The organism is Massilia sp. AB1, assembly GCF_018119385.1.
Taxonomy (GTDB): domain Bacteria; phylum Pseudomonadota; class Gammaproteobacteria; order Burkholderiales; family Burkholderiaceae_D; genus Telluria.
The window spans coordinates 50,181-72,877 of the sequence record NZ_JAGKSG010000022.1; the positions used below are offsets into that span (position 1 = coordinate 50,181).

The following is a 22,697-nucleotide window of genomic DNA, read 5'->3' on the forward strand; positions in this document are numbered from 1 at the left end:
GGTTTAGCCGAGCAGCGCTTCGACGAATTCTTCCGCGTTGAAAGGTTGCAGGTCGTCCAGCTTTTCGCCCACGCCGATGAAATAGACCGGGATCGGGCGGGTGCGCGCGATCGCGGCCAGCACACCGCCCTTGGCGGTGCCGTCCAGCTTGGTGACGATCAGGCCGCTGAGCTGCAGGGCGTCGTCGAAGGCCTTCACCTGGGCCAGGGCATTCTGGCCGGTGTTGCCGTCGATGACCAGCAGGGTCTCGTGCGGGGCGCCTTCCATGCCCTTGCCGATGACGCGCTTGATCTTCTTGAGTTCTTCCATCAGGTGCAGCTGGGTCGGCAGGCGGCCGGCGGTGTCGACCATGACCACGTCGACGCCGCGCGCCTTGCCCGACTGCACCGCGTCGAAGGCGATCGCGGCCGGGTCGCCCGACTGCTGCGAGATCACGGTGACGTTGTTGCGCTGGCCCCAGACCATCAACTGCTCGCGCGCGGCGGCGCGGAAGGTGTCGCCGGCGGCCAGCAGCACCGATTGCTCGAAGCGCTGCATGTGCTTGGCCAGCTTGCCGATGGTGGTGGTCTTGCCGGCGCCGTTGACGCCCGCGATCATCATCACCAGCGGGTCGTGGCGGCCCAGCTCCAGCGGCTTTTGCAGCGGCTGCAGCAGCTCGATCAGCAACTCCTTCAGTGCATTCTTGACGGCGGCCGCGTCCAGCAGCTTTTCTTCCTTGACCTTGCGGCGCAGCGCATCCAGCAGGTGCTGGGTGGCGTCCATGCCGGCGTCCGACATCAGCAGGGCGGCTTCGAGTTCCTCGTACAGGTCTTCGTCGATACGCGCGCCGACGAACAGCAGCGACAGGTTGCTTGAGGTCTTGGACAGGCCCGCCTTCAGGCGCGTCATCCAGGAACGTTTCTTTTCGGCTTCGGTCGTGGGACGCTCGGCGGTTTCAGGGAACAGCTCGCCTTCCTGCAGCGCGATCGGCGCCGGGACAGGCGCGGATGCCGGTTCGGGCTCAGGCGCCGGGGCCGGCTCGGGCGCGATGACTGGCGCAGGCGCTTGCACCTCCGGAGTTTCCGGAGCTTTTTTTCTCTTGAAGAAGCTAAACATGGTCTGGTGGTGGGGGCTGCATGCAGCGCCAGGAGGCGGCGCGATGAAAAAAGTAGCGAATATTTTACCAGAGCAGCAATACAGCCTACTCCGCAGCCCACTGCGCGCGCCCACGCGGCGCGGGCGCTGGCTTCACGGACGATTTTCGTGTCGTCAATCTGTCATCAAATCGTCACAGCTCAACAGTGCGAAACTGGAAAAACGAGCGCGGCTGATATAGAGTGACAGCCAGAGAGAAACCAATAGATAAAATCGGGGTTTAACCGTGAAAATCACGAACTTCCTGAAGCGCCTGGTGTTCGGTGACAACGCCCTCGAAGGCAGCGCCGCGACCCTGCGCAACATCGTCGTCTGGGCCTTCATTGCCCTGGTCGCGCTGTTCCTGACGCATCCTGAACAGGCCAGCTTCTTCGACGCTCCCATCCCGCTTCCAGCCGAGCTCGGCCTGGAACAGAACTGACTCACAGTCTTCCCGGCCCGGTTTCCCGAGCCGGGTTTCCCGCTCAGCGTTTCGCCTTGGTGGCTTCCGCGTTCTTGCGGATGGCTTCCAGGGTCGCGTTCGGCGTGATCAGGTTGCCGTCGTAGCGCAGCTCGATCAGGGCCGGCTTGTTGTGCTCGTTGGCATGGGCCAGCGCGCGGCGCAGGGCCGGGCCGAACTCTTCCGTCGTTTCCACCACTTCGCCATGGCCGCCGTAGGCGCGCGACAAGGCGGCGAAGTCCGGATTGTGCAGGCCGGTGCCGGACACACGGCCCGGGTATTCGCGTTCCTGGTGCATGCGGATGGTGCCGAACATGCCGTTGTTAAACAGCAGGATTACGACGCCGGCGCCGTACTGCACCGCCGTGGCCAGTTCCTGGCCGTTCATCATGAACTCGCCGTCGCCGGCGAAGGTCACCACCGTGCGCTCCGGCTGCACGATTTTGGCGGCCACGCCCGAGGGCACGCTGTAGCCCATCGCGCCGCTGGTCGGCGCCAGCTGGGTGCGCATGCCGCCGTAGCGGTAGAAGCGGTGCGCCCAGGAAGCATAGTTGCCGGCGCCGTTGGTGATGATGGCGTCGTGCGGCAGCTGGGCCATCAGTTCCTGCACCATTTGCCACAGGTCGAGCGGGGCATTGCCTTCCTTGAAGATAGGCGGCTGGGCCTGGTAGGCGGCCAGCTCGGCCCTGGCTTGCGCGACCGTGCCTTTCCAGGCGCTGGCGTCGACCGGTTCCATCGCGGCCAGCATGGCGCAGGCCTGCTGCATGCCGCTGGCGACCATCAGTTCGCCCTGGTAGACGCTGCCCAGTTCTTCCGGGTCCGGGTGGAAGTGCACCAGGCGCTGCTGCGGCACCGGCGAGGCCAGCAGCGAGTAGCCGCTGGTAGTCATCTCGCCCAGGCGCGGGCCGAGGGCGATGAGCAGGTCGGCGTCCTTGACGCGCGCCGCCAGCTTGGGATTGATGCCGATGCCGACATCGCCGGCGTAGTGCGGGTGATCGTTGTCGAGCAGGTCCTGGAAGCGGAAGGCGCAGGCCACCGGCAGGTGGTTGGCTTCGGCGAAGGCGCGCAGGTCGGCGCAGGCCTGGTCGTTCCAGGTATTGCCGCCCAGGAGCACGAGCGGACGGCGGCTTTCGGCCAGCATGGCGCGCAGCTGGGCGATCTGGGCGGCGGAGGGCGAACCCTGGACCGGCTGGTAGGGGCGGGTATCGGCCACGGCGGCGGTCGAGACCAGCATGTCTTCCGGCAGCGCCAGCACCACCGGGCCCGGACGGCCGCTGGTGGCGACCTGGAAGGCGCGCGCGATGTATTCGGGGATGCGGTCGGCGCGGTCGATCTGGGCCACCCACTTGGCCATCTGGCCGAACATGCGGCGGTAGTCGATTTCCTGGAAGGCTTCGCGGTCGATGAAGTCGTTGCCGACCTGGCCGATGAACAGGATCATCGGGGTCGAGTCCTGGTAGGCGGTGTGCACGCCGATCGAGGCGTTGGTGGCGCCCGGGCCGCGGGTGACGAAGCAGATGCCCGGCTTGCCGGTCAGCTTGCCGTAGGCCTCGGCCATGAACGCCGCGCCCCCTTCCTGGCGGTTGATCACGAAGCGGATCTGCGAATCGTGCAGCGCGTCGAGCACGTCGAGGTAGCTTTCGCCCGGCACGCCGAAGGCGGTGTCCACGCCGTGGATGTGGAGCGCATCGACCAGGATCTGGCCGCCGGTACGGGAAGGGTGCGTCATGGTTCGGTCATCCTTGTTGGTTTGGCATCCGGGCATTCTATGTGAGCTGCTCAGTGGAGGCTTTTGAAATGGCGACATCAAATTTCAGAAAACGCGAGCGTTCGGCCCGCTGCCCGTAAACGTCATCCCGGCGGAGGCCGGGACCCAAGTTCGTCGAGCAGCCCCCAATCGGTTACAATGTCAGCCGTGAAGCAGGCCAGACAGTCGCTGGCCCTCATCTTCGGATGCGGGCGGGAGGAAGGTCCGGACTCCACAGAGCGGGGTGACGGTTAACGGCCGTCCGCTGAAAGCCGCAAGGTATAAGGCGAGGAATAGGGCCACAGAGACGAGCGTATTAAGTTACGGTGAAACGCGGTAACCTCCACCTGGAGCAATTCCAAATAGGCACGCGTTGATGTTGCTCGCGGAGCGTGCGGGTAGGAAGCTTGAGCGCTGGAGTAATCCAGCGCCTAGAGGAATGGCTGTCATAGGGGCGTCCCGCAAGGGAGACCACTACACAGAATCCGGCCTATCGGCCTGCTTTACTTGAATTCTCTCTCCACGGCGTGGACATAAGGGCTTGCCGGGCTGATATGATCGGCCTGTCGACGACTCGCTCCCGCGCCATGTCTCCCACTGATTTGCAGCTGATAGCCGACTACATGATGCCGGCTTTTCCGGCCTCACCCTCGGACCTTGGCTTCCTGTTCGGCACGCGCCACGGCGTGCCCGAATTTTGCGACGCGGCCTATGGGCTCTGGCAGCAGGGCATGTTCCGCCGCCTGCTGGTCTCCGGCGGGCGCACGCGCGGCCTGCTGGAAGCCGAGGCGGAGCTCATCGGCGAGCGGCTGGTGCGCATGGGCCTGCCCGAGTCGGTCCTGATCCTGGAAACCGCCGCCACCAACACCGGCGAAAACGTCCGCTTCGGCCGCGCCCGTGCGGCCGAAGCGATGGACCTCGGCGCGATCCGCAGCGTCCTCGTCATCGGCAAGGTGTGCTCGACGCGCCGCTACCTCATGACCTTGCAGCGGCACTGGCCGGGCTTGCGCATGTCGGTCTGTCCGGTCAACTACTTCGGCGTCCCGGCCGAACGCTGGTACGAGGACGAGCCATTCCGCAGCCGGGTGCTGGGTGAATTCGACAAGATCCCGCGCTACCTGGACGCAGGCTTCCTGCACGAGGTTGACGGCTGCGCCGGGTATCCGCGCCTGGGCTTCTCTTCTTAGCACCGCTTCAGGAGACACGATGGATCGCTTCATCCTCGCCCTCGACCAGGGCACCACCAGTTCGCGCGCGATCCTGTTCGGCCACGCGGGACTGCCGGTCGCCAGCTGCCAGCGCGAATACCCCCAGCATTTCCCCCAGCCCGGCTGGGTCGAGCACGACGCCCTCGACATCTGGAGCAGCCAGCTCGCCTGCGCACGCGAGGCCCTGCGCCAGGCCAGCATCCAGCCCGCGCAAGTGGCCGCCATCGGCATCGCCAACCAGCGCGAGACCACCTTGCTGTGGGACCGCAGCAGCGGCGAACCGCTCGCCCGCGCCATCGTCTGGCAGGACCGCCGCACCGCCGAAGCCTGCGACCGCCTGCGCGCGGCCGGCCATGCCGCCATGATCCAGGAACGCACCGGCCTCGAAGTCGACGCCTATTTTTCCGCCACCAAGCTGCAATGGCTGCTCGAGCACGTGCCGCATGCGCGCCAGCGCGCCGAACGCGGCGAGCTGGCCTTCGGCACCGTCGACAGCTGGCTGGCGTTCCGCCTGTGCGGCCGCCACGTCACCGACGTCAGCAACGCCTCGCGCACGATGCTGTTCAACATCCACACGCTGCGCTGGGACCAGGAATTGCTGGACCTGTTCGGCATTCCGGCAGCCGTGCTGCCGGAAGTGGTGGCCAGTTCGGAAGTCGTGGGCCTGGCGTCCGAGGAGTGGTTCGGCCACGCGATTCCGATCGCCGGCATCGCCGGCGACCAGCAGGCGGCCACCTTCGGCCAGGCTTGCCACCGCAAGGGCCTGGTCAAGAACACCTATGGCACCGGCTGCTTCATGCTGATGCACGCGGGCGATACGCCGCCCGTCTCGCACAACCGCCTGCTGGCGACGGTCGGCTGGACCATCGCCGGCGCCACCGACTACCTGCTGGAAGGCAGCGTGTTCATGGGCGGCGCCACGGTGCAGTGGCTGCGCGACGGCCTGGGCATCATCCGGCAGTCCGCCGATGTGGAGCCGCTGGCGCTGAGCGTGCCCGACAGCGGCGGGGTGATGCTGGTGCCGGCCTTCACCGGCCTGGGCGCTCCGCATTGGGACCCGTATGCGCGCGGCGCCATCGTCGGCATGACGCGCGGGACCACGGCGGCCCATATCGCGCGCGCCGCGGTCGAAGCCATCGCCTACCAGAGCGCCGAGCTCCTGCATGCGATGCAGAAGGACGCCGCCTGCGCCGTCACCGAAATGCGGGCCGACGGCGGCGCGGCGTGCAACGACATGCTGATGCAGTTCCAGGCCGACCTGCTCGGCATTCCCGTGGTGCGTCCGCGCGTGACCGAAACCACGGCCCTGGGGGCGGCCTACCTGGCCGGCCTGGCGGTCGGTTTCTGGGAGTCGGGCGAGGACATCGCGCGCCAGTGGCAGGCCGAGCGCCGCTACGAGCCTGTCATGGAAGAAGCGCGCCGCGAAGCGCTGATGGCGCGCTGGGCCAGGGCGGTCCAGCATGCCCGCGATTGGGTCACGCCCTGACATGCGCAGCGCGTCCCATGTCGATCCCGCGCTGCTGTGGGGCTGGCTCGCCGGGCGTTCGCTGGCCCGTGGCCTTCCCCGGCCTGTTCCGGACCACGGCGGCATGCGCGTCGACACCGCTTCGCCGGAGGAAGTGCGGCGCTACGTGTTCGCCGGTCCCGATCCCCGATTGGCGGAGCTGGCGGCGTCGATCGAGACCAGCCGCGTCTTCATCAAGATGTGCGGTTCCGGCGAGCAGCTGCTGGCGCTTGTGCCTGCGCGCTGGCGGCTGCAGCCGGGCGGCTACTTCATGACCCAGGCAGGCATGGACGGCGAGCCGCGCATGCCGGGGCCAGGCTACCGGCTGGAGGTCGCGGAGAGAGACGGCGTCTACATGGCGCGCATCCATGCCGGAGACGGCTCCGTCGCCGCGAGCGGCTACGCCGTGGAACACGATGGATGCTTCGTGTTCGATCGCATCGACACGCACGCGGCGCATCGCCGGCGCGGCCTGGGAAGGGCGATCATGTCGGCATTGGGCGGCATGCAGCAATCGCACCAGGCGAACAGGGTGCTGGTGGCAACCGAAGAGGGGCGGGCCTTGTACGAGGCGCTCGGATGGAAGGTCGTGACGGCTTACTCGACCGTGGTGATCCCGGGCGAGCAGTAGAACAGTGGATACGCTTCAGGCGCCGGCCCGGCGGTGCCGGCCCGGACGATGCCGGACCGGCGCTTGAAGCAGTACCTGTCAGGCTGGCTTACTTCTTTGCGAAGCGGCGGCGCATTGCGCCCATTGCCATCGCGCCCAGGCCCAGCAGGGCGACCGAGCCCGGCTCCGGCACTTCGCCCGGGTTGCCGCTGTCGTCACGCTCGAAGGCGCCGACGCGCACGGTTTCCGGGGTGCCCTGGGTGGTGCCTGCAAGGAACTGGACCCCGCCAGCGACGACGCATTGCGTCAGGTCGGGGCAGGCCAGGTCGGCGGCTGCGGCTTGGAGGTCGTCCAGGACAAAACGGTGCAGGCCTGACTGGCCGATGCCCCCGGTATCTTCCAAGATCAGGTCAGGCCCGGTGTACGAGAAGATTTCCAGCAAGGTGCCATCGAGGGCGTACAGGCTCATGTACAGGTCGGTGAGGGTCGCGTCGTCACTGCCAGGTTCGCTGATGTTCACAACGAAACCGAGTTCGCCAGCGGTGGTGATGCCGTCGATATCGCTGAGCAAATAAACGCCATTGCCGCCAACGGCGCCGGTATTGTCCCCCCCGAGCAAGCCAGTGCTCGGCTCGCAGGTCTGGTCCGGATTGGTCATGTTGCCGCCATTGGTGTGGCGGACGCAGCCCGACTCGGTAGCGGGCGGTTGGGGACCGACGGTGTTGTCCTGGACAGTCACCACGGTCGACACGGCGCCCAGGCCAGTGCCTGTTTGTTGTGCGCCAGTTTGATAGACCAGGTCGGCGAATGCTGGCGAGGCGCCAGTTACGAGTGCTGCACTAATTGCAAGCTTCAGGATTTTTGACTTCATCACTAGCTCCTATGGAATTACTTCGTTCTTGTGGGTAACTGCCAGGTACTACAACGTCGTAAGAGCAAGTTACGGGCCAGCGTCAATACTTTGAGATAAATCAAATACCTATCGCGGGTAGCACTTCGACAGAAAGGAAAAGTGTAAAAAATACCGAAAGTTTCTATTTAAAACTTTCTATCCCTCCGGAAAAAATTGGGTGTCTTCACGTTAAGAATCAGGACTCTCATCCAAGTTCGGCGGCGACGACATATAGGGATGGGAGGGGTTTGAGCCATCGCCGTGCCGCGCGCAAGGCAAGTCTGTTAAGGTGACGCTGCGAAAGACTGAACCGGAGCGGGTACATGGAAAAGAAGTACTGGTTCCCGGCGAAACCGCCGGAATGTGGCTGCGGATGGGGATTGCCGCTGGCCTGGCAAGGCTGGGCGGTCGTCGTCAGCTATGATCCTTTCCGGCGCGAGGTGCACCGATGAGCGCTGCCGTGTTCGACATTCCCGCCGTCGGCCTGTCGGCATATTTGACACTCATCGGTATCACTTGCCTGGCTTCCGCGCTGCCGATGCTGCTGGCGCGCAAGCGTGGCCTGGCGGCCAAGCTGAAAAGCGGGGCCGCGGCCGGGGCGCTGGTGCTGCCCGTGACCCTGCTGCTGGCGCTGGGCCTGTCGAAGAACACGCTCGAGGTGCGCGACGGTCAGGTCCTGGTGCGCGCCAGCTACTTTTATGAATACGCGCGCGACATCGGCGAGTTCGACCTGGCGCATGCCCGCCACGGCAGCCTGGCCGCGATCGACGCCGCCCAGCTGGGCTTGCGCAACAACGGCATCAGCTTGCCGGGCTATGCCGCCGGACGCTTCACCAGCGAAGACCAGCGGCCGCTGTTCGTGGCCATGACCGACCGCGAGCGGGTGGTGTATCTGCCGGCCAGGGAAGGCCAGTCGCTGCTGGTCAGCGTCGAGCAGGCCGACCAGCTGCTGGCGCTGCTGCACGGGCGCGCGGCCGAGCGGCGCCAGCTGGCCCGGCATCCGTAGTTAAAACCCGATCCTGGATTTGCCCGGCGCCTGCCGCAGGCGGATGTCGTCCACGCTCACATGGGCGCGGCCGTCCGCCACCGCATAGCCGAGACTGTCGAGCAGGGTCTTGCGCAGGTCGCGCGGCGACACCGGCGCCAGCTTGTCGAGCACCCCATCGGCGAGCACGTCGTCGAAGCCGCCCAGGTTCAGTTCCTCGACCAGGCCGCGGTACATGCGCTGGGCGATGCCGGCCGCTTGTTGGGGCGTCGGCTTGGGGACTTCGTAGACCGCCATGCGGTTGAGCAGGGGAGAGGGAATGCCGTCCACCGAGTTGGCGGTCAGCACCCAGAAGATCTGGCTGGCGTCGACGTCGACGTCAATGAATTCGTCGCGGAAAGCCTTCGAGGTTTCCGGCTCCAGTAATTGATAGAGGGCGGCCAGCGGATCGGACTGGGTCGAGCCGCTCGCCTTTTCCACTTCGTCCAGCACCAGCACCGGGTTGGCGTACTTGCCGCGCACCAGGCGCTCGGCCACCTTGCCGCACTTGGCGCCGCGCCAGCTGGCCGAGCTGCCGGTGATGACGAAGCCGGCCGACAGGGCGTTCATGCTGATCAGTTCGCACTCGGTGGACATGGCCCTGGCCAGGCGCTTGGCGAAATGGGTCTTGCCCACGCCGGGGCCGCCCAGCAGCAGGATGGGCATGACGTTGAAACCCTTGTCGCCGGCATGGGCCAGGCGCAGGTAGCGCGCCAGGTCGTCCAGCACTTCATCGAAATTGGGACATTCCTCGAACAGGGGATCGAGCGCGTCGACGGAAGAAGGAGTGGTGACGAATCGGTCGGCCCCGGTCTCCAGCATGCGCTCGTAAAACGCGTCGAGTTCCGGGGAGCGGCCGCGGTTGCGGTCCAGCGCTTCCTGCACTTCAGTCAGGTCGTAGACCGCGCGGGTACGGGCGAGGGTGATGCTCACGGCTATCTCCTTGGCAACGGACCAGCGGTCCGCCAGTCTGGCCCGCTCCGCCTGGCTCCGCCATCCTGCCGAGCGAGCCAGAGGCAGGTGGGTCATCGCCTTGGCTTCATCCTAACTCGGCTTCCAGGGACCTGCAATTCCATACAGTGTAATTCTGCGTGGGAAATGTTGTTTCCACACGTCAACATTCGCACGGGCGTTGAAGTTAATCAAAGGTAAACATCATGTTTACAAATGAGGCAGTACCTTCACACCGTTGTGTAAGTGCCTAATTTTACGAGACATTTTGGCATTTCATTCCATCAACACCTGTTCCTAAGTCATTGGTTTCATTAGCAAATTTTGAATTTGCCAAGTGTGAATTCGCTTGACCGTCAACATTGCTTCCACTAAAGTGGGAAACAGTGTGAAAAAGTGTCGATTTGTGGGAGGAAATCCCTCCGCAAGGCGCCTACAACAACACCATTACAAACCCTCCAAAAGCTAGGTAAATACGTGTTTCAGGGCGCGTCAGCGATCAATCTCGATGCAAAAGGCCGGATGTCGATCCCGGCCAAGCACCGTGACGCCCTCGTTTCGCAGTGTGAAGGACGCATGACGCTCACCAAACACCCGCACGGTTGCCTGCTTTTCTTTCCCCGTCCCGTCTGGGAAGAGCACCGCAAGCAGATCGCAGCCTGGCCGATGTCGGCCCGTGCATGGCAGCGCATTTTCCTTGGGAATGCCGTGGATGTCGAGCTCGACTCCGCCGGCCGCGTGCTCATTTCGCCCGAGCTGCGCGCAGCCGTCGGGCTCGACAAGGAAGTGATGATGCTCGGCATGGGCACCCACTTCGAGATTTGGAATGCCGCCAAACTGGCCGAAGACGAGGCTGAGGCCGTCGCCGGTGGCATGCCCGATGTTCTTTCCAACTTCTCGTTCTGAGGCGCCGATGACGGAAACAATCACGGTGCCCGCATTCCAGCATCGCACGGTGCTGTTGGACGAAGCAGTGGACGCGCTCAACCTCGAGGGCGCACGCACCTCCGGTACTTATATAGATGGCACCTTCGGCCGTGGCGGCCATAGCCGGCTCATCCTGTCGCGCCTGAGCGACAGCGGCCGCCTGTTCGCCTTCGACAAGGACCCGCAGGCCATCGCCACCGCGCAGCAGGTGGCGGATGCCCGCTTTGCCATCGTGCACGACAGTTTCGCAACGATGCATGACGCGCTTGCCGCGCGCGGCATCCAGCAGGTCGACGGAATCCTCCTCGACCTGGGTATTTCGTCGCCCCAGGTGGACGACGCCACCCGCGGTTTCAGCTTCCGCCAGGACGGGCCCCTCGACATGCGCATGGACACCACGCGCGGCATGTCGGCGGCCGAGTGGATTGCGACCGCGCCCCAAACCGAACTCGAAAAGGTGATACGCGATTATGGAGAAGAACGGTATGCTTTCCAGATTGCAAAGGCGATTGTTGCTCGCCGGGCAATCGAGCCAATTTCGACCACACGACAGCTTGCCGCAATCGTGGCAGACACGGTCAAGACCCGCGAAAAGGGCAAGGACCCTGCGACCAGGACCTTTCAGGCTGTCCGGATTTTCATCAATAAAGAGCTTGAAGACCTTGAAGCAGGTCTGAGCGCGGCCTATGCCATGCTGGCGCCGGGCGGGCGCATGTCGGTGATCAGCTTCCACTCGCTGGAAGACCGCATCGTCAAGCAGTTCTTCGCGTCCAAGGCCAAGGTGGCCCAGCCGGACCGCCGCCTGCCGATCCGCGCCGCCGACCTGCCGCAGCCCCTGATGAAATTGATCGCCAAGACCAAGCCCAGCGACGAGGAGGTCGACGCCAACCCGCGCGCCCGCTCGGCGGTGCTGCGCGTGGCCGAGCGCCTGGCGGGAGGGGCGGCATGAACGCCAAGCTCAACATTGTCCTGACCGTGCTGCTGGTCGGCTGCGCCCTGTCGGTGATCAACGCGCGCTACCAGGCGCGCCATTTGCTCATCGAATACGAGCGCCTGCAGCAGCAGTCGCGCCAGCTCGACATCGACTGGGCCCAGCTCCAGCTCGACCAGTCGACCCTGGGCAAGAACGAGCGCATCGAGCAGATCGCGCGCACCGAGCTGAACATGGCGCCGCTGACCCCGGCCCGGACCCAGTACCTGATGGAAGGGGCCCAATGACGCGCGGCGCAATGAAAGCAGGCGCGCGGGTCGCGGCATCGAAGGGCGTGGCTTTCTCGAAGAGCCCGGTCCTGGCCGTGCGCCTGCCGGACTGGCGTTCGCGCCTGGTCCTGTTCGTCCTGTTCGCGGCCTTCGCCGCGCTGGGATTGCGCGCGCTGTGGCTGCAGGGCATGTCGACCCAGTTCCTGCAAAAGCAGGGCAAGAGCCGCTACGAGCGCACGCTCGAGCTGCCGGCCACGCGCGGCCGCATCCTGGACCGCAACGGCGCCGTGCTGGCGTCCTCGCTGCCGGTCAAGGCCGTGTGGGCCATCCCCGAAGACCTGCTCAAGAATCCGCCGGAGAAGGTCAGCGCGCTGGCGCGCCTGCTCGACATGCCCGAATCCGACCTGCGCAAGAAGCTCGATTCGGACCGCAGCTTCGTTTACCTGAAGCGCCAGGTCGAGATGCCGGTCATCGAGCAGATCGAGAAGCTCAAGATCGAGGGCCTGGACACCCGCAAGGAATACAAGCGCTTCTACCCGCAGGGCGAAGTGATGACCCACATGGTGGGCTTCACCAATGTCGAGGACGTGGGCCAGGAAGGCATGGAGCTGTTCCACCAGAAGAACCTGATGGGTGTGCCAGGCAGCCGCCGCGTGATCAAGGACCGTCTCGGCCACATCGCCGAGGACCTGGGCATGTTCCGCGAGCCGCACCAGGGCAAGGACCTGACCCTGTCGGTGGACAGCAAGCTGCAGTACATCGCCTTCACCAGCGTCAAGAACGCGGTCGAGAAGTTCAACGCCCAGGCCGGCGGCGCCGTGGTGCTGGACGTCCAGACCGGCGAAGTGCTGGCCATGGCCAACTACCCGACCTACAACCCGAACGACCGCTCCAAGCTGACCGGCGCCCAGCTGCGCAACCGCGTCATCACCGACACCTTCGAGCCGGGTTCCACGCTCAAGCCGGTGACCGTGGCGCTGGGCCTGGAAAAGAAGAAGATCACGCCGGACACCGTGTTCGACGTCTCGGGCGGCCGCATCACCGTGACCGGCCGCACCATCCGCGACATGCACCCGAAGGACCACCTGACCGTGGGCGGCATCATCCAGAAGTCGTCCAACGTCGGCACCGTCAAGATCGCCCAGCTGCTCGAGCCGCAGGACATGTGGGAGCTGTACACCAAGCTGGGCTACGGCCAGGCGCCGCGCTTCGGCTTCCCGGGCGCCGTGGCCGGCCGCGTGCGTCCGTGGAAATCGTGGAAGCCGATCGAATACGCCAACATGTCCTTCGGCCACGGCCTGTCGGTGTCGCTGCTGCAGCTGGCGCGCTCCTACATGGTGTTCGCGCGCGACGGCGACATCATTCCGCTGTCCTTCCTGAAAGTGGAAGAGCAGCCGGTCGGCCAGCAAGTGATCTCGCCCAAGACCGCGGCCCAGATCCGCACCATGCTCGAATCCGTGGTCGGCCCGGAAGGCACCGCCTCCAAGGCCCAGGTGGCCGGCTACCGCGTTGGCGGCAAGACCGGCACGGCCGAGAAGATCGTCAACGGCCGCTATTCGAAGACCGACAACATCGGCTATTTCGTCGGCATCGCGCCGATGTCCAAGCCGCGCTTCGTGATCGCCGTCATGATCGATAACCCGAGGGGAGCCTTGCGCACAGGGGGCAGCGTGGCCGCGCCGACAGCGGCCGACCTGGCCTCGAATGCGCTAAGGGCGGCGAACGTTCCGCCCGATTCCTCGGTCACAGACATCATCATCCCTGAACATCCCCTAGAGGAGAGCATGTGATGGCGTTGAGCCTTAACGACATCTGCCAGTGGATAGCCGCCGCCGCACCGGGCGGCCGTCTCGTTTCTGATTCCCGCCGCGTCGCGAAGGGCGACGTGTTCTTTGCCTATCCGGGCGAGGCCGTCGACGGCCGCGCCTACATCGCCGCCGCCGTCCAGGCAGGCGCCGCCGCCGTCGTCTACGAAGAAAATGGCTTCAGCTGGGACGCTTCCATCGACGTACCGCATTTCGCGGTCGCCGGCCTGAAGCAGAACGCCGGCCCGATCGCCCACGCCGTGCTCGGCCATCCGGACCAGGGCATGTTCACCGTCGCCGTCACCGGCACCAACGGCAAGACCTCGATCGCCCTGTGGACCGGCCAATGCCTGGCGCGCCTGGGCGAAACGGCTGCCGTGATCGGCACCCTGGGTGTCGGACTGATCAAGGGCAAGAACGAACCGAACTTCGACGTCACCGGCTACACCACCCCGGACGCGGTGCTGCTGGCCCAGAAGCTGGCCGAGCTGCGCGAGGCCAGGGCGAGCGCGCTGGCCATCGAAGCCTCGTCCATCGGCCTGGTCCAGGACCGCGCCGCCGGCATGCACTTCGACGTCGCGATCTTCACCAACCTGACCCGCGACCACCTCGACTTCCACGGCGACATGGCCAGCTACGAAGCGGCCAAGGTCAAGCTGTTCGAGTGGGACGGCCTGAAGCACGCCGTCGTCAACCTGGACGATGCGGCAGGGCAGCGCCTGGTGGCGCACCTGCGCAAGAACTTCCCGGCCCTGAACGTGGTCGGCTACACCATCAAGGGCGAGGCGGAACAGCCGGCCGTCGAGGGCGTGGGCATCCTGCGCGCCACCGGCATGCGCAGCCGCAACGCCGGCACCGAATTCCAGGTCGAGACCCCGCAGGGCAGCGCGCTGGTGCGCACCCAACTGGTGGGCCATTACAACGTCAGCAACGCCCTGGGCGTGCTGGGCGCGCTGCTGGCCAAGGACGTGGCGCTCAAGAGCGCCGTCGACGCCATCGAGGCGCTGGTGCCGGCCCCGGGCCGCATGCAGCAGATCGGCGGCCAGGATGCGCCGATGGTCGTGATCGACTACGCCCACACCCCGGATGCGCTGGAAAAGACGCTGGAAGCCCTGCGCCAGGTTGCTAGGGAACGCGGCGGCCAGCTGTGGTGCGTGTTCGGCTGCGGCGGCGACCGCGATCCGGGCAAGCGTCCGCAGATGGGTTCCATCGCCCAGGCGGCCGACCAGGTGCTGGTCACCAGCGACAACCCGCGCAGCGAAGAGCCGGCCAGCATCATCGCCCAGATCGTCGCCGGCATGGACAAGCATCACCCGCATTCGCGCTACCAGACCGTGGAGGACCGCGCAGCGGCCATCCTGCTGGCCGTGAAGCAGGCCGCCAGGCAGGACGTGATCCTGCTGGCAGGGAAGGGCCATGAGCCCTACCAGGAAATCAAGGGCCGCAAGATGCCGTTCTCGGACGCGGACCACGCCTCGCTGGCATTGACGGCGCGGCTCACCATGTTGAGGACTCACTGATGCGCGGTTCGCTCGCACAACTCATTTCGGCCATGCCGGGCGCGCGCCTGGTGGGCGGCGACATCGCCTTCGAAGGCGTGTCGACCGACAGCCGCAAGCTGCAGCCCGGCATGCTGTTCGTGGCCCTGCGCGGCGAGGTCTTCGACGCCCACAACTTCCTGGGCCAGGTCGCGTCGAGCGGCGTCGCGGCCGTGGTGGCCGAGGAACTGCCGGAGGGCTGGACCCTGCCGGCCATCGTCGTGCCGAACACCTTGACGGCGCTGGGGCAGATCGCCAACCAGTGGCGCGCACAGTACGCGATTCCGGTCATCGGGGTCACGGGCAGCAACGGCAAGACCACGGTCAAGGAAATGATTGCGGCTATCCTGGCTGCGGCCTTCGGCGAAGACCAGCGCCTGGCGACCCAGGGCAACCTGAACAACGAGATCGGCGTGCCGCTGACCCTGTTCCGCCTGGGCGCGCAGCACCAGGCTGCCGTGATCGAGCTGGGCATGAACCATCCGGGCGAGATCGGCCGCCTGAGCGCGATCGCCGCGCCGACCGTCGGCCTGGTGAACAACGCCCAGCGCGAGCACCAGGAATTCATGCACACCGTCGAGGCGGTGGCGCGCGAGAACGGCTCGGTGCTGCAGGCCCTGTCCGCCGGCGGCGTGGCCGTGTTCCCGGGCGACGACACCTATACGGACCTGTGGCGCGGCCTCGCCAAATGCGATGTCCTGACGTTCGGCCTGACAAACGATTGCGACGTGCGCGCGAGCTATACCTCGAACGGTTTCGGCAGCGACCTGCAGGTCACCGCGCGCGGCGCACAGTTCGGCGTCAAGCTGGCGGCGGCCGGCGAACACAATGTGCGCAACGCGCTGGCGGCCTTCGCCTGCGCGCTGGCGGCCGGCATCCCGGCGGACGCCATCGTGCGCGGCCTCGAAGCCTTCGCTCCCGTCGGCGGCCGCCTGCAGCGCAAGCAGGCCGTCAACGGCGCGACCGTCATTGACGACACCTATAACGCCAACCCCGACTCCATGCGCGCCGCCATCGACGTGCTGGCGTCCTACCCGGCGCCGCGCATCCTGGTGGTGGGCGACATGGGCGAAGTGGGCGCGCAAGGAAAAGAGTTTCACGAAGAGATCGGCGCCTATGCACAGAGCAAAGGCATCGAGACCGTGCTCGCGACCGGCGAGCTGGCGCGCCACCTGGCCGCGTCGGGAGCACAGCATTACGAGCAGTTCGACGAGTTATTGGCAGCACTGGATTCAAAACTGGGCGGCAACGCGGGTGCCAAATGCGACGTAACTGTCCTGGTGAAGGGCTCGCGCTTCATGAAGATGGAGCGCGTGGTCCAGCACCTGACCGGATCAACCCCTATTGGCAAGGACGCCCACTAACATGCTTCTCTGGCTTGCTCAATACTTCCAGGACTACATCGGTCCGCTGCGAGTATTCAACTACATCACCTTCCGCGCAGTGTTCGCGACCATTACCGCGATCACCATCGGCCTGCTGTGCGGCCCGGTCGTGATCCGCAAGCTGACCGAAATGAAGGTCGGCCAGGCGGTGCGCACCTATGGTCCGCAGACCCACCTGACCAAGCACGGCACCCCGACCATGGGCGGCGTGCTGGTGCTGATCGCGATCGGCGTCTCGACCCTGCTGTGGTGCGACCTGTCCAACCGCCTGATCTGGCCGGTGCTGGTCGTGACCCTGGGCTACGGCGCCATCGGCTGGGTCGACGACTACCGCAAGGTGGTCTACAAGGACCCGGAAGGCATGCGCTCGGGCGAGAAATATTTCTGGATGTCGCTGATCGGCCTGTCCTCGGCCTTCTACCTGGCGTTCTCGGTCTCGGCTGCGAACCCGTGGGAAGTGGCGCGCCTGTTCTACGCCTGGGTCGAGTCGGGCTTCTCGATGGACCTGCCGCCCAAGGCCGACCTGATCGTTCCCTTCTTCAAGTCGATCAGCTATCCGCTCGGCGTGTGGGGCTTCATCGCGCTGACCTATTGCGTCATCGTCGGCACCAGCAACGCGGTCAACTTCACCGACGGCCTGGATGGCCTGGCGATCATGCCGACCGTGATGGTCGGCGGCGCCCTGGGCCTGTTCGCCTACCTGACCGGCAGCGTGACCTACTCGAAATACCTGTTCATCCCCTACATCCCGGGCGCCGGCGAACTGCTGATCTTCTGCGGCGCGATGGCGGGGGCGGGGCTGGCCTTCCTCTGGTATAACGCGCACCCGGCCCAGATGTTCATGGGCGACGTCGGCGCGCTGGCGCTGGGCGGCGCGCTCGGCACCCTGGCCGTCATCGTGCGCCAGGAAATCGTGCTGTTCATCATGGGCGGCGTGTTCGTGGCCGAGACCCTGTCGGTGATCATCCAGGTGAGCTGGTTCAAGTTCACCAAGAAGAAGTATGGCGCCGGCCGCCGCGTGTTCCTGATGGCGCCGCTGCACCACCATTTCGAACAAAAGGGCTGGAAAGAGACCAAGGTCGTCGTCCGCTTCTGGATCGTGACCATGGTGCTCATCCTCGTTGGCTTGTCGACTCTGAAACTGCGCTGATGAACTACGAAGGCAAATCCGCACTGGTACTGGGCCTGGGTGAATCCGGGCTGGCAATCGCGCAATGGCTGGCGCGCGGTGGCGCGCGCGTGCGCGTCGCCGATACCCGCACCGAGCCGCAGCGCCTGTTCGCCCTGCGCCAGGCGGTGCCGAACGCCGAATTCGTCGGCGGAGAATTCGCCGCCAGCCTGCTCGACGGCGTCGACTTCGTCGCCGTCAGCCCGGGCCTGGCGCCGAACCGCGAACTGGCGGCCATCACCCCGGCCGCGCACGAGCGCCACATCCCGGTGTGGGGCGAGATCGAACTGTTCGCCCAGGCCCTGGCCCACCTGCGCTTGGCCCGCGGCTATGCCCCGAAAGTCATCGCCATCACCGGCACCAACGGCAAGACCACCGTCACCAGCCTGACCGGCCTGCTGTGCCGCCGCGCCGGCCTGTCGACCCGCGTGGCCGGCAACATCAGCCCGGCCGCGCTGGACGTGCTGCGCGAAGTCCTCGACAACAATGAGCTGCCGCAGGCCTGGGTGCTGGAACTGTCCAGCTTCCAGCTGCATACCACTTTCAGCCTGCAGGCCGATGCCGCCACGGTGCTGAACGTGACCCAGGACCACCTCGACTGGCACGGCAGCATGGATGCCTACGCGGCCGACAAGGCGCGCATCTTTGGTACCGATACCGTGCGCGTGCTGAACCGCGACGACGCCGTCGTGATGCGCATGACCGCCGTCGGCAGCCCGGTCCACACCTTCGGCACCGGAGAGCCTTCGGAGCCGGACAGCTTCGGCCTGGTCAACGAGCGCGGCGTGCTGTGGCTGGCCAATGCGGTCGCCGCCGACGACGAGCCGCCGAAGAAGCTCAAGAAAGGCGAGCTGCCGCCGCCGGTGGAAACGACCGTCAACCGCCTGATGCCGGCCGACGCGCTGCGCATCCGCGGCATCCATAACGCTTCCAACGCACTGGCCGCGCTGGCCCTGTGCCGCGCCTGCGGCCTGCCGCTGGCGCCGCTGCTGCATGGCCTGCGCGAATACGCGGGCGAGCCGCACCGCGTGGAACTGGTCGCCAGCATCGAGGGCGCCGATTACTACGACGACAGCAAGGGCACCAACGTGGGCGCCACCGTGGCCGCGCTGGAAGGCCTGGGCAAGGCCTTCACGGGCGAAGACCAGCAGATCGTGCTGATCGCCGGCGGCGACGGCAAGGGCCAGGACTTCGCTCCCTTGGCCCTGCCGGCTTCGCGCTACGTGCGCGCCGTGCTGCTGATCGGCCGCGACGCGCCCGCCATCCGCGCCGCCATCGAGCCGACCGGCGTGCCGGTGTTCGACCTGGCCGGCCTGCCGGAAGCGGTGCGCCGCGCCGCCGGCCTGGCCAAGGCGGGCGACGCCGTGCTGCTGTCGCCGGCCTGCGCCAGCCTCGACATGTTCACCAACTACGCGCACCGCGCGCAGGTGTTCGTCGATGCCGTGCGCGAAATCGCACTCGAGAAGGGGCAGGAAATCTGATGGCTTTCCAGATTCCGTTCAAGTTCTCGGGCACGGCCAGCGATGCGAGCATCGCGGCGCGCAGCCGTCCGTCGAAGATGATGGACTACGACCAGCCCCTGGTGTGGGTGACCGTCCTGCTCATGCTGTTCGGCCTGGTGATGGTCTATTCGGCCTCGATCGCGCTGCCCGACTCGCCCAAGTTCGCTTACCTGGGGGACAAGAACGAGTATTTCCTGTATCGCCAGATGATGTACATCGCGGTCTCGATGGCCGCCGCCGCCGTGGTGTTCCGCGTGCCGGTCGCCGTGTGGCAGAAGTGGGCGCCGATGCTCTTTATCGGCACCCTGGTGCTGCTGATGCTGGTGCTGATCCCGGGCATCGGCGTGTCGGTCAACGGCGCGCGCCGCTGGCTGCCGCTCAAGGTCATGAACCTGCAGCCGTCGGAGCTGATGAAGATCGCGGCCGTGCTCTACGCCGCCGACTTCACGGTGCGCAAGCAGGAATACATGCACAAGCTGACCAAGGGCTTCCTGCCGATGATGGTCGCGATCGGCCTGGTCGGCGGCCTGCTGCTGATGGAACCGGACCTCGGCGCCTTCGGCGTCATCGTCTGCATCGCCATGGGCATCTTGTTCCTGGGCGGGATCAACATCATCTGGTTCGGCGGCATCGGCGCGCTGCTGGTGGTGATCTTCACCTCGATCATCGCGCTCTCGCCCTTCCGCCGCGCCCGCATGTTCGCCTACCTCGATCCGTGGCAGGAAGACAATGCGCTCGACAAGGCTTACCAGCTGACCCACTCCCTGATCGCCTTCGGCCGCGGCGAGTTCTTCGGCGTCGGCCTGGGCTCGAGCGTGGAAAAGCTGCACTACCTGCCGGAAGCGCACACCGACTTCATCATGGCCGTGATCGGCGAAGAGCTCGGCCTGGCCGGCGTGCTGGCCGTGGTCGCGATGTTCTACTGGCTGGTCAAGCGCGCCTTCGACATCGGCCGCCAGGCCATCGCCCTGGACCAGGTCTTCGCCGGCCTGGCCGCGAAGGGCATCGGCATCTGGATCGGCGTGCAGACCTTCATCAACATGGGCGTGAACCTGGGCCTGCTGCCGACCAAGGGCCTGACCTTGCCCCTGATGAGCTTTGGCGGTTCGGGCGTGATGTTCAACTGCGTCGGCCTGGCGATCCTGCTGCGGATCGATTACGAGAACCGCGTGCGCATGCGGGGAGGCCGGGTATGACTAAGCGTCTCATGATCATGGCGGCCGGCACCGGCGGCCATATCTTCCCTGGCATCGCGATCGCGCAGACCATGCGCGCACGCGGCTGGGAAGTGAGCTGGCTGGGCACCGCCCACGGCATGGAAACCGACCTGGTGCCGAAAGCCGGCATCCCGATGGACAGCATCGATTTCGCCGGCCTGCGCGGCAAGGGCCTGGGCCACACGGTCAAGGGCGCCTTCAAGATGCTGAACGCTTTTCTTTCCTGCCGCCGCATCCTGGCGCAGCGCAAGCCCGACGTGGTGCTGGGCATGGGTGGCTACGTCACCGTGCCGGGCGGCCTGATGGCGCGCATGCGCGGTGTGCCGCTGGCCCTGGTCAACGCCGACGCCGCGCTGCTGCTGTCGAACAAGACCCTGGCGCCGATGGCCGACCGCGTGCTGTTCGGCTTCCCGGCCGATTTCGGCAAGGCGGCCGACCGCGCCGTGGTCACCGGCAACCCGGTGCGCCAGGCGATCCTGGACTTGCCTGCGCCCGCGCAGCGCTTCGCCGGCCGCAACGGCCCGCTGCGCGTGCTGGTGGTGGGCGGCAGCCTGGGCGCCAAGGTGCTGAACGACAGCGTGCCGGCCGCACTCGGCCTGATCGACCCGGCCGTGCGTCCGATCGTGACCCACCAGTCGGGCAAGAAGAATATCGAGGCCCTGCGCGCGGCGTATGCGCAGGCGGGTGTCAACGCGAACGTGGTCGACTTCATTGACGACATGGCCGCGGCATATGCCGAAGCCGACCTGGTGATCTGCCGCGCCGGTGCGATCACGGTGTCGGAGCTGACGGCGGCCGGCGTGGCCAGCGTGCTGGTGCCGTTTGTCGCCAGCACCACCAGCCACCAGCGCGACAACGCGGTCTGGATGGATGCGCAGCAGGCGGCGGTGCACCTGCCGCAAGGCGAACTGAATCCGCAGCGGGTGGCAAACCTGCTGCAAACGACCACGCGCGAGCGTTGCCTGGCCATGGCCGAGGCGGCGCAGCGCGTGGGCAAGCGCGACGCGAACGACGCGATCGCCCGTGAACTGGAACAACTGGCAAGGTAAAAGGCGCATGCAGCATAAGATCAAAAACATTCACTTCGTCGGCATCGGCGGCAGCGGCATGAGCGGCATCGCCGAAGTGCTGGTCAACCTCGGCTACAAGGTGTCGGGCTCGGACCTGAACAGCAATGCCGCGAGCCAGCGCCTGGCCGACCTCGGCGCCAAGGTCTACCTCGGCCACAAGGCCGAGCACGTGGCGGGCGCCGACGTGGTCGTGACCTCGACCGCCGTCAACGAAGCGAATCCGGAAGTGGTGGCCGCGCGCGCGGCCAAGGTGCCGGTGGTCCCGCGCGCCATCATGCTGGGCGAACTGATGCGCCTGAAGCGCGGCATCGCCATCGCCGGCACCCACGGCAAGACCACCACCACCAGCCTGGTGGCCTCGGTGCTGGCCCAGGGCGGCCTGGACCCGACCTTCGTCATCGGCGGCCGCCTGACCGCGGCCGGCGCCAACGCCAAGCTGGGCTCGGGCGAGTACATCGTGGCCGAGGCCGACGAGTCGGACGCTTCCTTCCTGAACCTGACGCCGATGATCGAGGTGATCACCAACATCGACGCCGACCACATGGACACCTACGAGCACGACTTCGAGAAGCTCAAGGCCGCCTTCGTGCACTTCACCCACCGCCTGCCGTTCTACGGCCGCGCCATGCTGTGCATCGACGACCGCCACGTGCGCGACATCCTGCCGCAGGTGACCAAGCCGGTGACGACCTACGGCTTCTCGGAAGAGGCCGAAGTGCGCGCGCTCGACGCCTACGCCGAAGGCGTGCAGATGCACTTCACCGTGCGCCAGGCCGGCTACCCGGACACCAAGTTCGTGCTGAACCAGCCGGGCATGCACAATGTGCTGAACGCCTGCTCGGCGATCGCCATCGCGCGCGAGATCGGCATCGACGACGCCGCCACCGCGCAAGGCCTGCTGGAATTCCGCGGCGTGGGCCGCCGCTTCACCCGCTACGGCGAAGTCGCCCTGCCGGCCGGTGGCAGCTTCACCCTGGTCGACGACTTCGGCCACCACCCGGTCGAGACCGAGGTGACCCTGGCCGCCGCGCGCGCCGCCTACCCGGGCCGCCGCCTGGTACTGGCCTTCCAGCCGCACCGCTACAGCCGCACCCGCGACCTGTTCGAGGACTTCGTCAAGGTCCTGTCGACCCCGGACGTGCTGCTGCTGGCCGACGTCTACCCGGCCGGCGAAGCGCCGATCGTGGCCGCCGACGGCCGCGCGCTGTCGCGCGCGCTGCGCACGGGCGGCAAGCTGGAACCGATTTTCGTGGAGGCGATCGCCGACATGCCCGCAGCCATCCTGAACGTGGCGCGCGACGGCGACGTCGTCATCACCATGGGCGCGGGCTCGATCAGCGGCGTCCCCCACCAACTGACCAATGCAAAGGCTTGAT

Annotated in this window: 21 protein-coding genes and 1 other RNA gene; 18 read left to right on the forward strand and 4 right to left on the reverse strand. The window is 66.2% G+C overall.

Annotated features, from left to right (window positions below; translation table 11 throughout):
- Positions 1 to 3: 3 nt before the first annotated feature.
- Positions 4 to 1,095, reverse strand: a complete 1,092-nt coding sequence (gene ftsY, locus J8847_RS14165) for a signal recognition particle-docking protein FtsY (RefSeq protein ID WP_211525359.1) — start codon at positions 1,093 to 1,095, stop codon at positions 4 to 6.
- A 265-nt stretch (positions 1,096 to 1,360) separates the two neighbouring features.
- Here ftsY and J8847_RS14170 point away from each other — a divergent pair, with 265 nt between their 5' ends.
- Complete coding sequence (locus J8847_RS14170; RefSeq protein ID WP_211525360.1) at positions 1,361 to 1,555, forward strand: hypothetical protein; 195 nt, start codon at positions 1,361 to 1,363, stop codon at positions 1,553 to 1,555.
- Positions 1,556 to 1,598: 43 nt separating this feature from the next.
- Here the strand turns inward: J8847_RS14170 and J8847_RS14175 are convergent, their stop codons facing one another.
- The gene (locus J8847_RS14175) at positions 1,599 to 3,302 is read right to left on the reverse strand and encodes a thiamine pyrophosphate-binding protein (RefSeq protein WP_211525361.1); all 1,704 of its coding nucleotides are present in this window, start codon (positions 3,300 to 3,302) and stop codon (positions 1,599 to 1,601) included.
- A 188-nt stretch (positions 3,303 to 3,490) separates the two neighbouring features.
- Here J8847_RS14175 and rnpB point away from each other — a divergent pair.
- The 4 genes from rnpB to J8847_RS14195 all read left to right on the forward strand — a co-directional run bounded on the left by rnpB (position 3,491) and on the right by J8847_RS14195 (position 6,663).
- An RNA gene (gene rnpB, locus J8847_RS14180) (RNase P RNA component class A) lies at positions 3,491 to 3,829 on the forward strand.
- 114 nt (positions 3,830 to 3,943) lie between these two features.
- On the forward strand, positions 3,944 to 4,507 hold the full coding sequence (locus tag J8847_RS14185; RefSeq protein WP_229512831.1) for a YdcF family protein: 564 nt from the start codon (positions 3,944 to 3,946) through the stop codon (positions 4,505 to 4,507).
- Positions 4,508 to 4,526: 19 nt separating this feature from the next.
- Entirely contained in the window at positions 4,527 to 6,014 is a 1,488-nt protein-coding gene (gene glpK / locus J8847_RS14190) for a glycerol kinase GlpK (protein ID WP_211525363.1), read from the forward strand.
- Position 6,015: 1 nt separating this feature from the next.
- Positions 6,016 to 6,663, forward strand: coding sequence for a GNAT family N-acetyltransferase (locus J8847_RS14195; RefSeq protein WP_211525364.1), 648 nt, complete (start codon positions 6,016 to 6,018; stop codon positions 6,661 to 6,663).
- Positions 6,664 to 6,751: 88 nt separating this feature from the next.
- On the opposite strand, the gene J8847_RS14200 is transcribed toward J8847_RS14195, so the two are convergent.
- On the reverse strand, positions 6,752 to 7,513 hold the full coding sequence (locus tag J8847_RS14200) for a PEP-CTERM sorting domain-containing protein (protein WP_211525365.1): 762 nt from the start codon (positions 7,511 to 7,513) through the stop codon (positions 6,752 to 6,754).
- Positions 7,514 to 7,857: 344 nt separating this feature from the next.
- Here J8847_RS14200 and J8847_RS24355 point away from each other — a divergent pair, with 344 nt between their 5' ends.
- Together J8847_RS24355 and J8847_RS14205 are read left to right on the forward strand one after the other, a co-directional pair.
- A complete protein-coding gene (locus J8847_RS24355; protein WP_267876280.1) occupies positions 7,858 to 7,986 on the forward strand; it encodes a hypothetical protein in 129 nt (42 codons plus the stop codon).
- A complete protein-coding gene (locus J8847_RS14205; RefSeq protein WP_211525366.1) occupies positions 7,983 to 8,540 on the forward strand; it encodes a hypothetical protein in 558 nt (185 codons plus the stop codon). Before J8847_RS24355 ends, J8847_RS14205 begins: the two co-directional genes overlap by 4 nt.
- On the opposite strand, the gene J8847_RS14210 is transcribed toward J8847_RS14205, so the two are convergent.
- Entirely contained in the window at positions 8,541 to 9,491 is a 951-nt protein-coding gene (locus J8847_RS14210; RefSeq protein ID WP_211525367.1) for an AAA family ATPase, read from the reverse strand.
- A gap of 495 nt (positions 9,492 to 9,986) precedes the next feature.
- On the opposite strand from J8847_RS14210, the gene mraZ reads away from it, so the two are divergent.
- The 11 genes from mraZ to murC are packed head-to-tail and all read left to right on the forward strand — an operon-like array spanning position 9,987 to position 22,696.
- Positions 9,987 to 10,415: a division/cell wall cluster transcriptional repressor MraZ gene (gene mraZ / locus J8847_RS14215; RefSeq protein WP_211518660.1), complete on the forward strand. Its 429-nt coding sequence runs from the start codon at positions 9,987 to 9,989 to the stop codon at positions 10,413 to 10,415.
- 7 nt (positions 10,416 to 10,422) lie between these two features.
- Positions 10,423 to 11,385 carry a 16S rRNA (cytosine(1402)-N(4))-methyltransferase RsmH gene (gene rsmH, locus J8847_RS14220; protein WP_211525368.1) on the forward strand — a complete coding sequence of 321 codons (963 nt, stop codon included), beginning with the start codon at positions 10,423 to 10,425 and terminating at the stop codon, positions 11,383 to 11,385.
- Positions 11,382 to 11,654 carry a cell division protein FtsL gene (gene ftsL / locus J8847_RS14225; protein WP_211525369.1) on the forward strand — a complete coding sequence of 91 codons (273 nt, stop codon included), beginning with the start codon at positions 11,382 to 11,384 and terminating at the stop codon, positions 11,652 to 11,654. Before rsmH ends, ftsL begins: the two co-directional genes overlap by 4 nt.
- Positions 11,651 to 13,426, forward strand: a complete 1,776-nt coding sequence (locus tag J8847_RS14230) for a penicillin-binding protein 2 (protein WP_211525370.1) — start codon at positions 11,651 to 11,653, stop codon at positions 13,424 to 13,426. The genes ftsL and J8847_RS14230 overlap by 4 nt, the downstream gene beginning before the upstream one ends.
- On the forward strand, positions 13,426 to 14,961 hold the full coding sequence (locus J8847_RS14235; protein ID WP_211525371.1) for a UDP-N-acetylmuramoyl-L-alanyl-D-glutamate--2,6-diaminopimelate ligase: 1,536 nt from the start codon (positions 13,426 to 13,428) through the stop codon (positions 14,959 to 14,961). The genes J8847_RS14230 and J8847_RS14235 overlap by 1 nt, the downstream gene beginning before the upstream one ends.
- Positions 14,961 to 16,343: a UDP-N-acetylmuramoyl-tripeptide--D-alanyl-D-alanine ligase gene (murF, locus tag J8847_RS14240; protein WP_211525372.1), complete on the forward strand. Its 1,383-nt coding sequence runs from the start codon at positions 14,961 to 14,963 to the stop codon at positions 16,341 to 16,343. The genes J8847_RS14235 and murF overlap by 1 nt, the downstream gene beginning before the upstream one ends.
- A 1-nt stretch (position 16,344) precedes the next feature.
- Complete coding sequence (gene mraY, locus J8847_RS14245) at positions 16,345 to 17,514, forward strand: phospho-N-acetylmuramoyl-pentapeptide-transferase (RefSeq protein WP_211525373.1); 1,170 nt, start codon at positions 16,345 to 16,347, stop codon at positions 17,512 to 17,514.
- The gene (murD, locus tag J8847_RS14250) at positions 17,514 to 19,013 is read left to right on the forward strand and encodes a UDP-N-acetylmuramoyl-L-alanine--D-glutamate ligase (RefSeq protein ID WP_211525374.1); all 1,500 of its coding nucleotides are present in this window, start codon (positions 17,514 to 17,516) and stop codon (positions 19,011 to 19,013) included. Before mraY ends, murD begins: the two co-directional genes overlap by 1 nt.
- Positions 19,013 to 20,230 (forward strand): putative lipid II flippase FtsW, encoded by a 1,218-nt coding sequence (gene ftsW, locus J8847_RS14255; protein ID WP_211525375.1) that lies wholly within the window; start codon positions 19,013 to 19,015, stop codon positions 20,228 to 20,230. Before murD ends, ftsW begins: the two co-directional genes overlap by 1 nt.
- Positions 20,227 to 21,300 carry an undecaprenyldiphospho-muramoylpentapeptide beta-N-acetylglucosaminyltransferase gene (murG, locus tag J8847_RS14260; RefSeq protein WP_229512833.1) on the forward strand — a complete coding sequence of 358 codons (1,074 nt, stop codon included), beginning with the start codon at positions 20,227 to 20,229 and terminating at the stop codon, positions 21,298 to 21,300. Before ftsW ends, murG begins: the two co-directional genes overlap by 4 nt.
- Before the next feature lie 7 nt (positions 21,301 to 21,307).
- Entirely contained in the window at positions 21,308 to 22,696 is a 1,389-nt protein-coding gene (murC, locus tag J8847_RS14265; RefSeq protein WP_211525376.1) for a UDP-N-acetylmuramate--L-alanine ligase, read from the forward strand.
- Position 22,697: the final 1 nt, after the last annotated feature.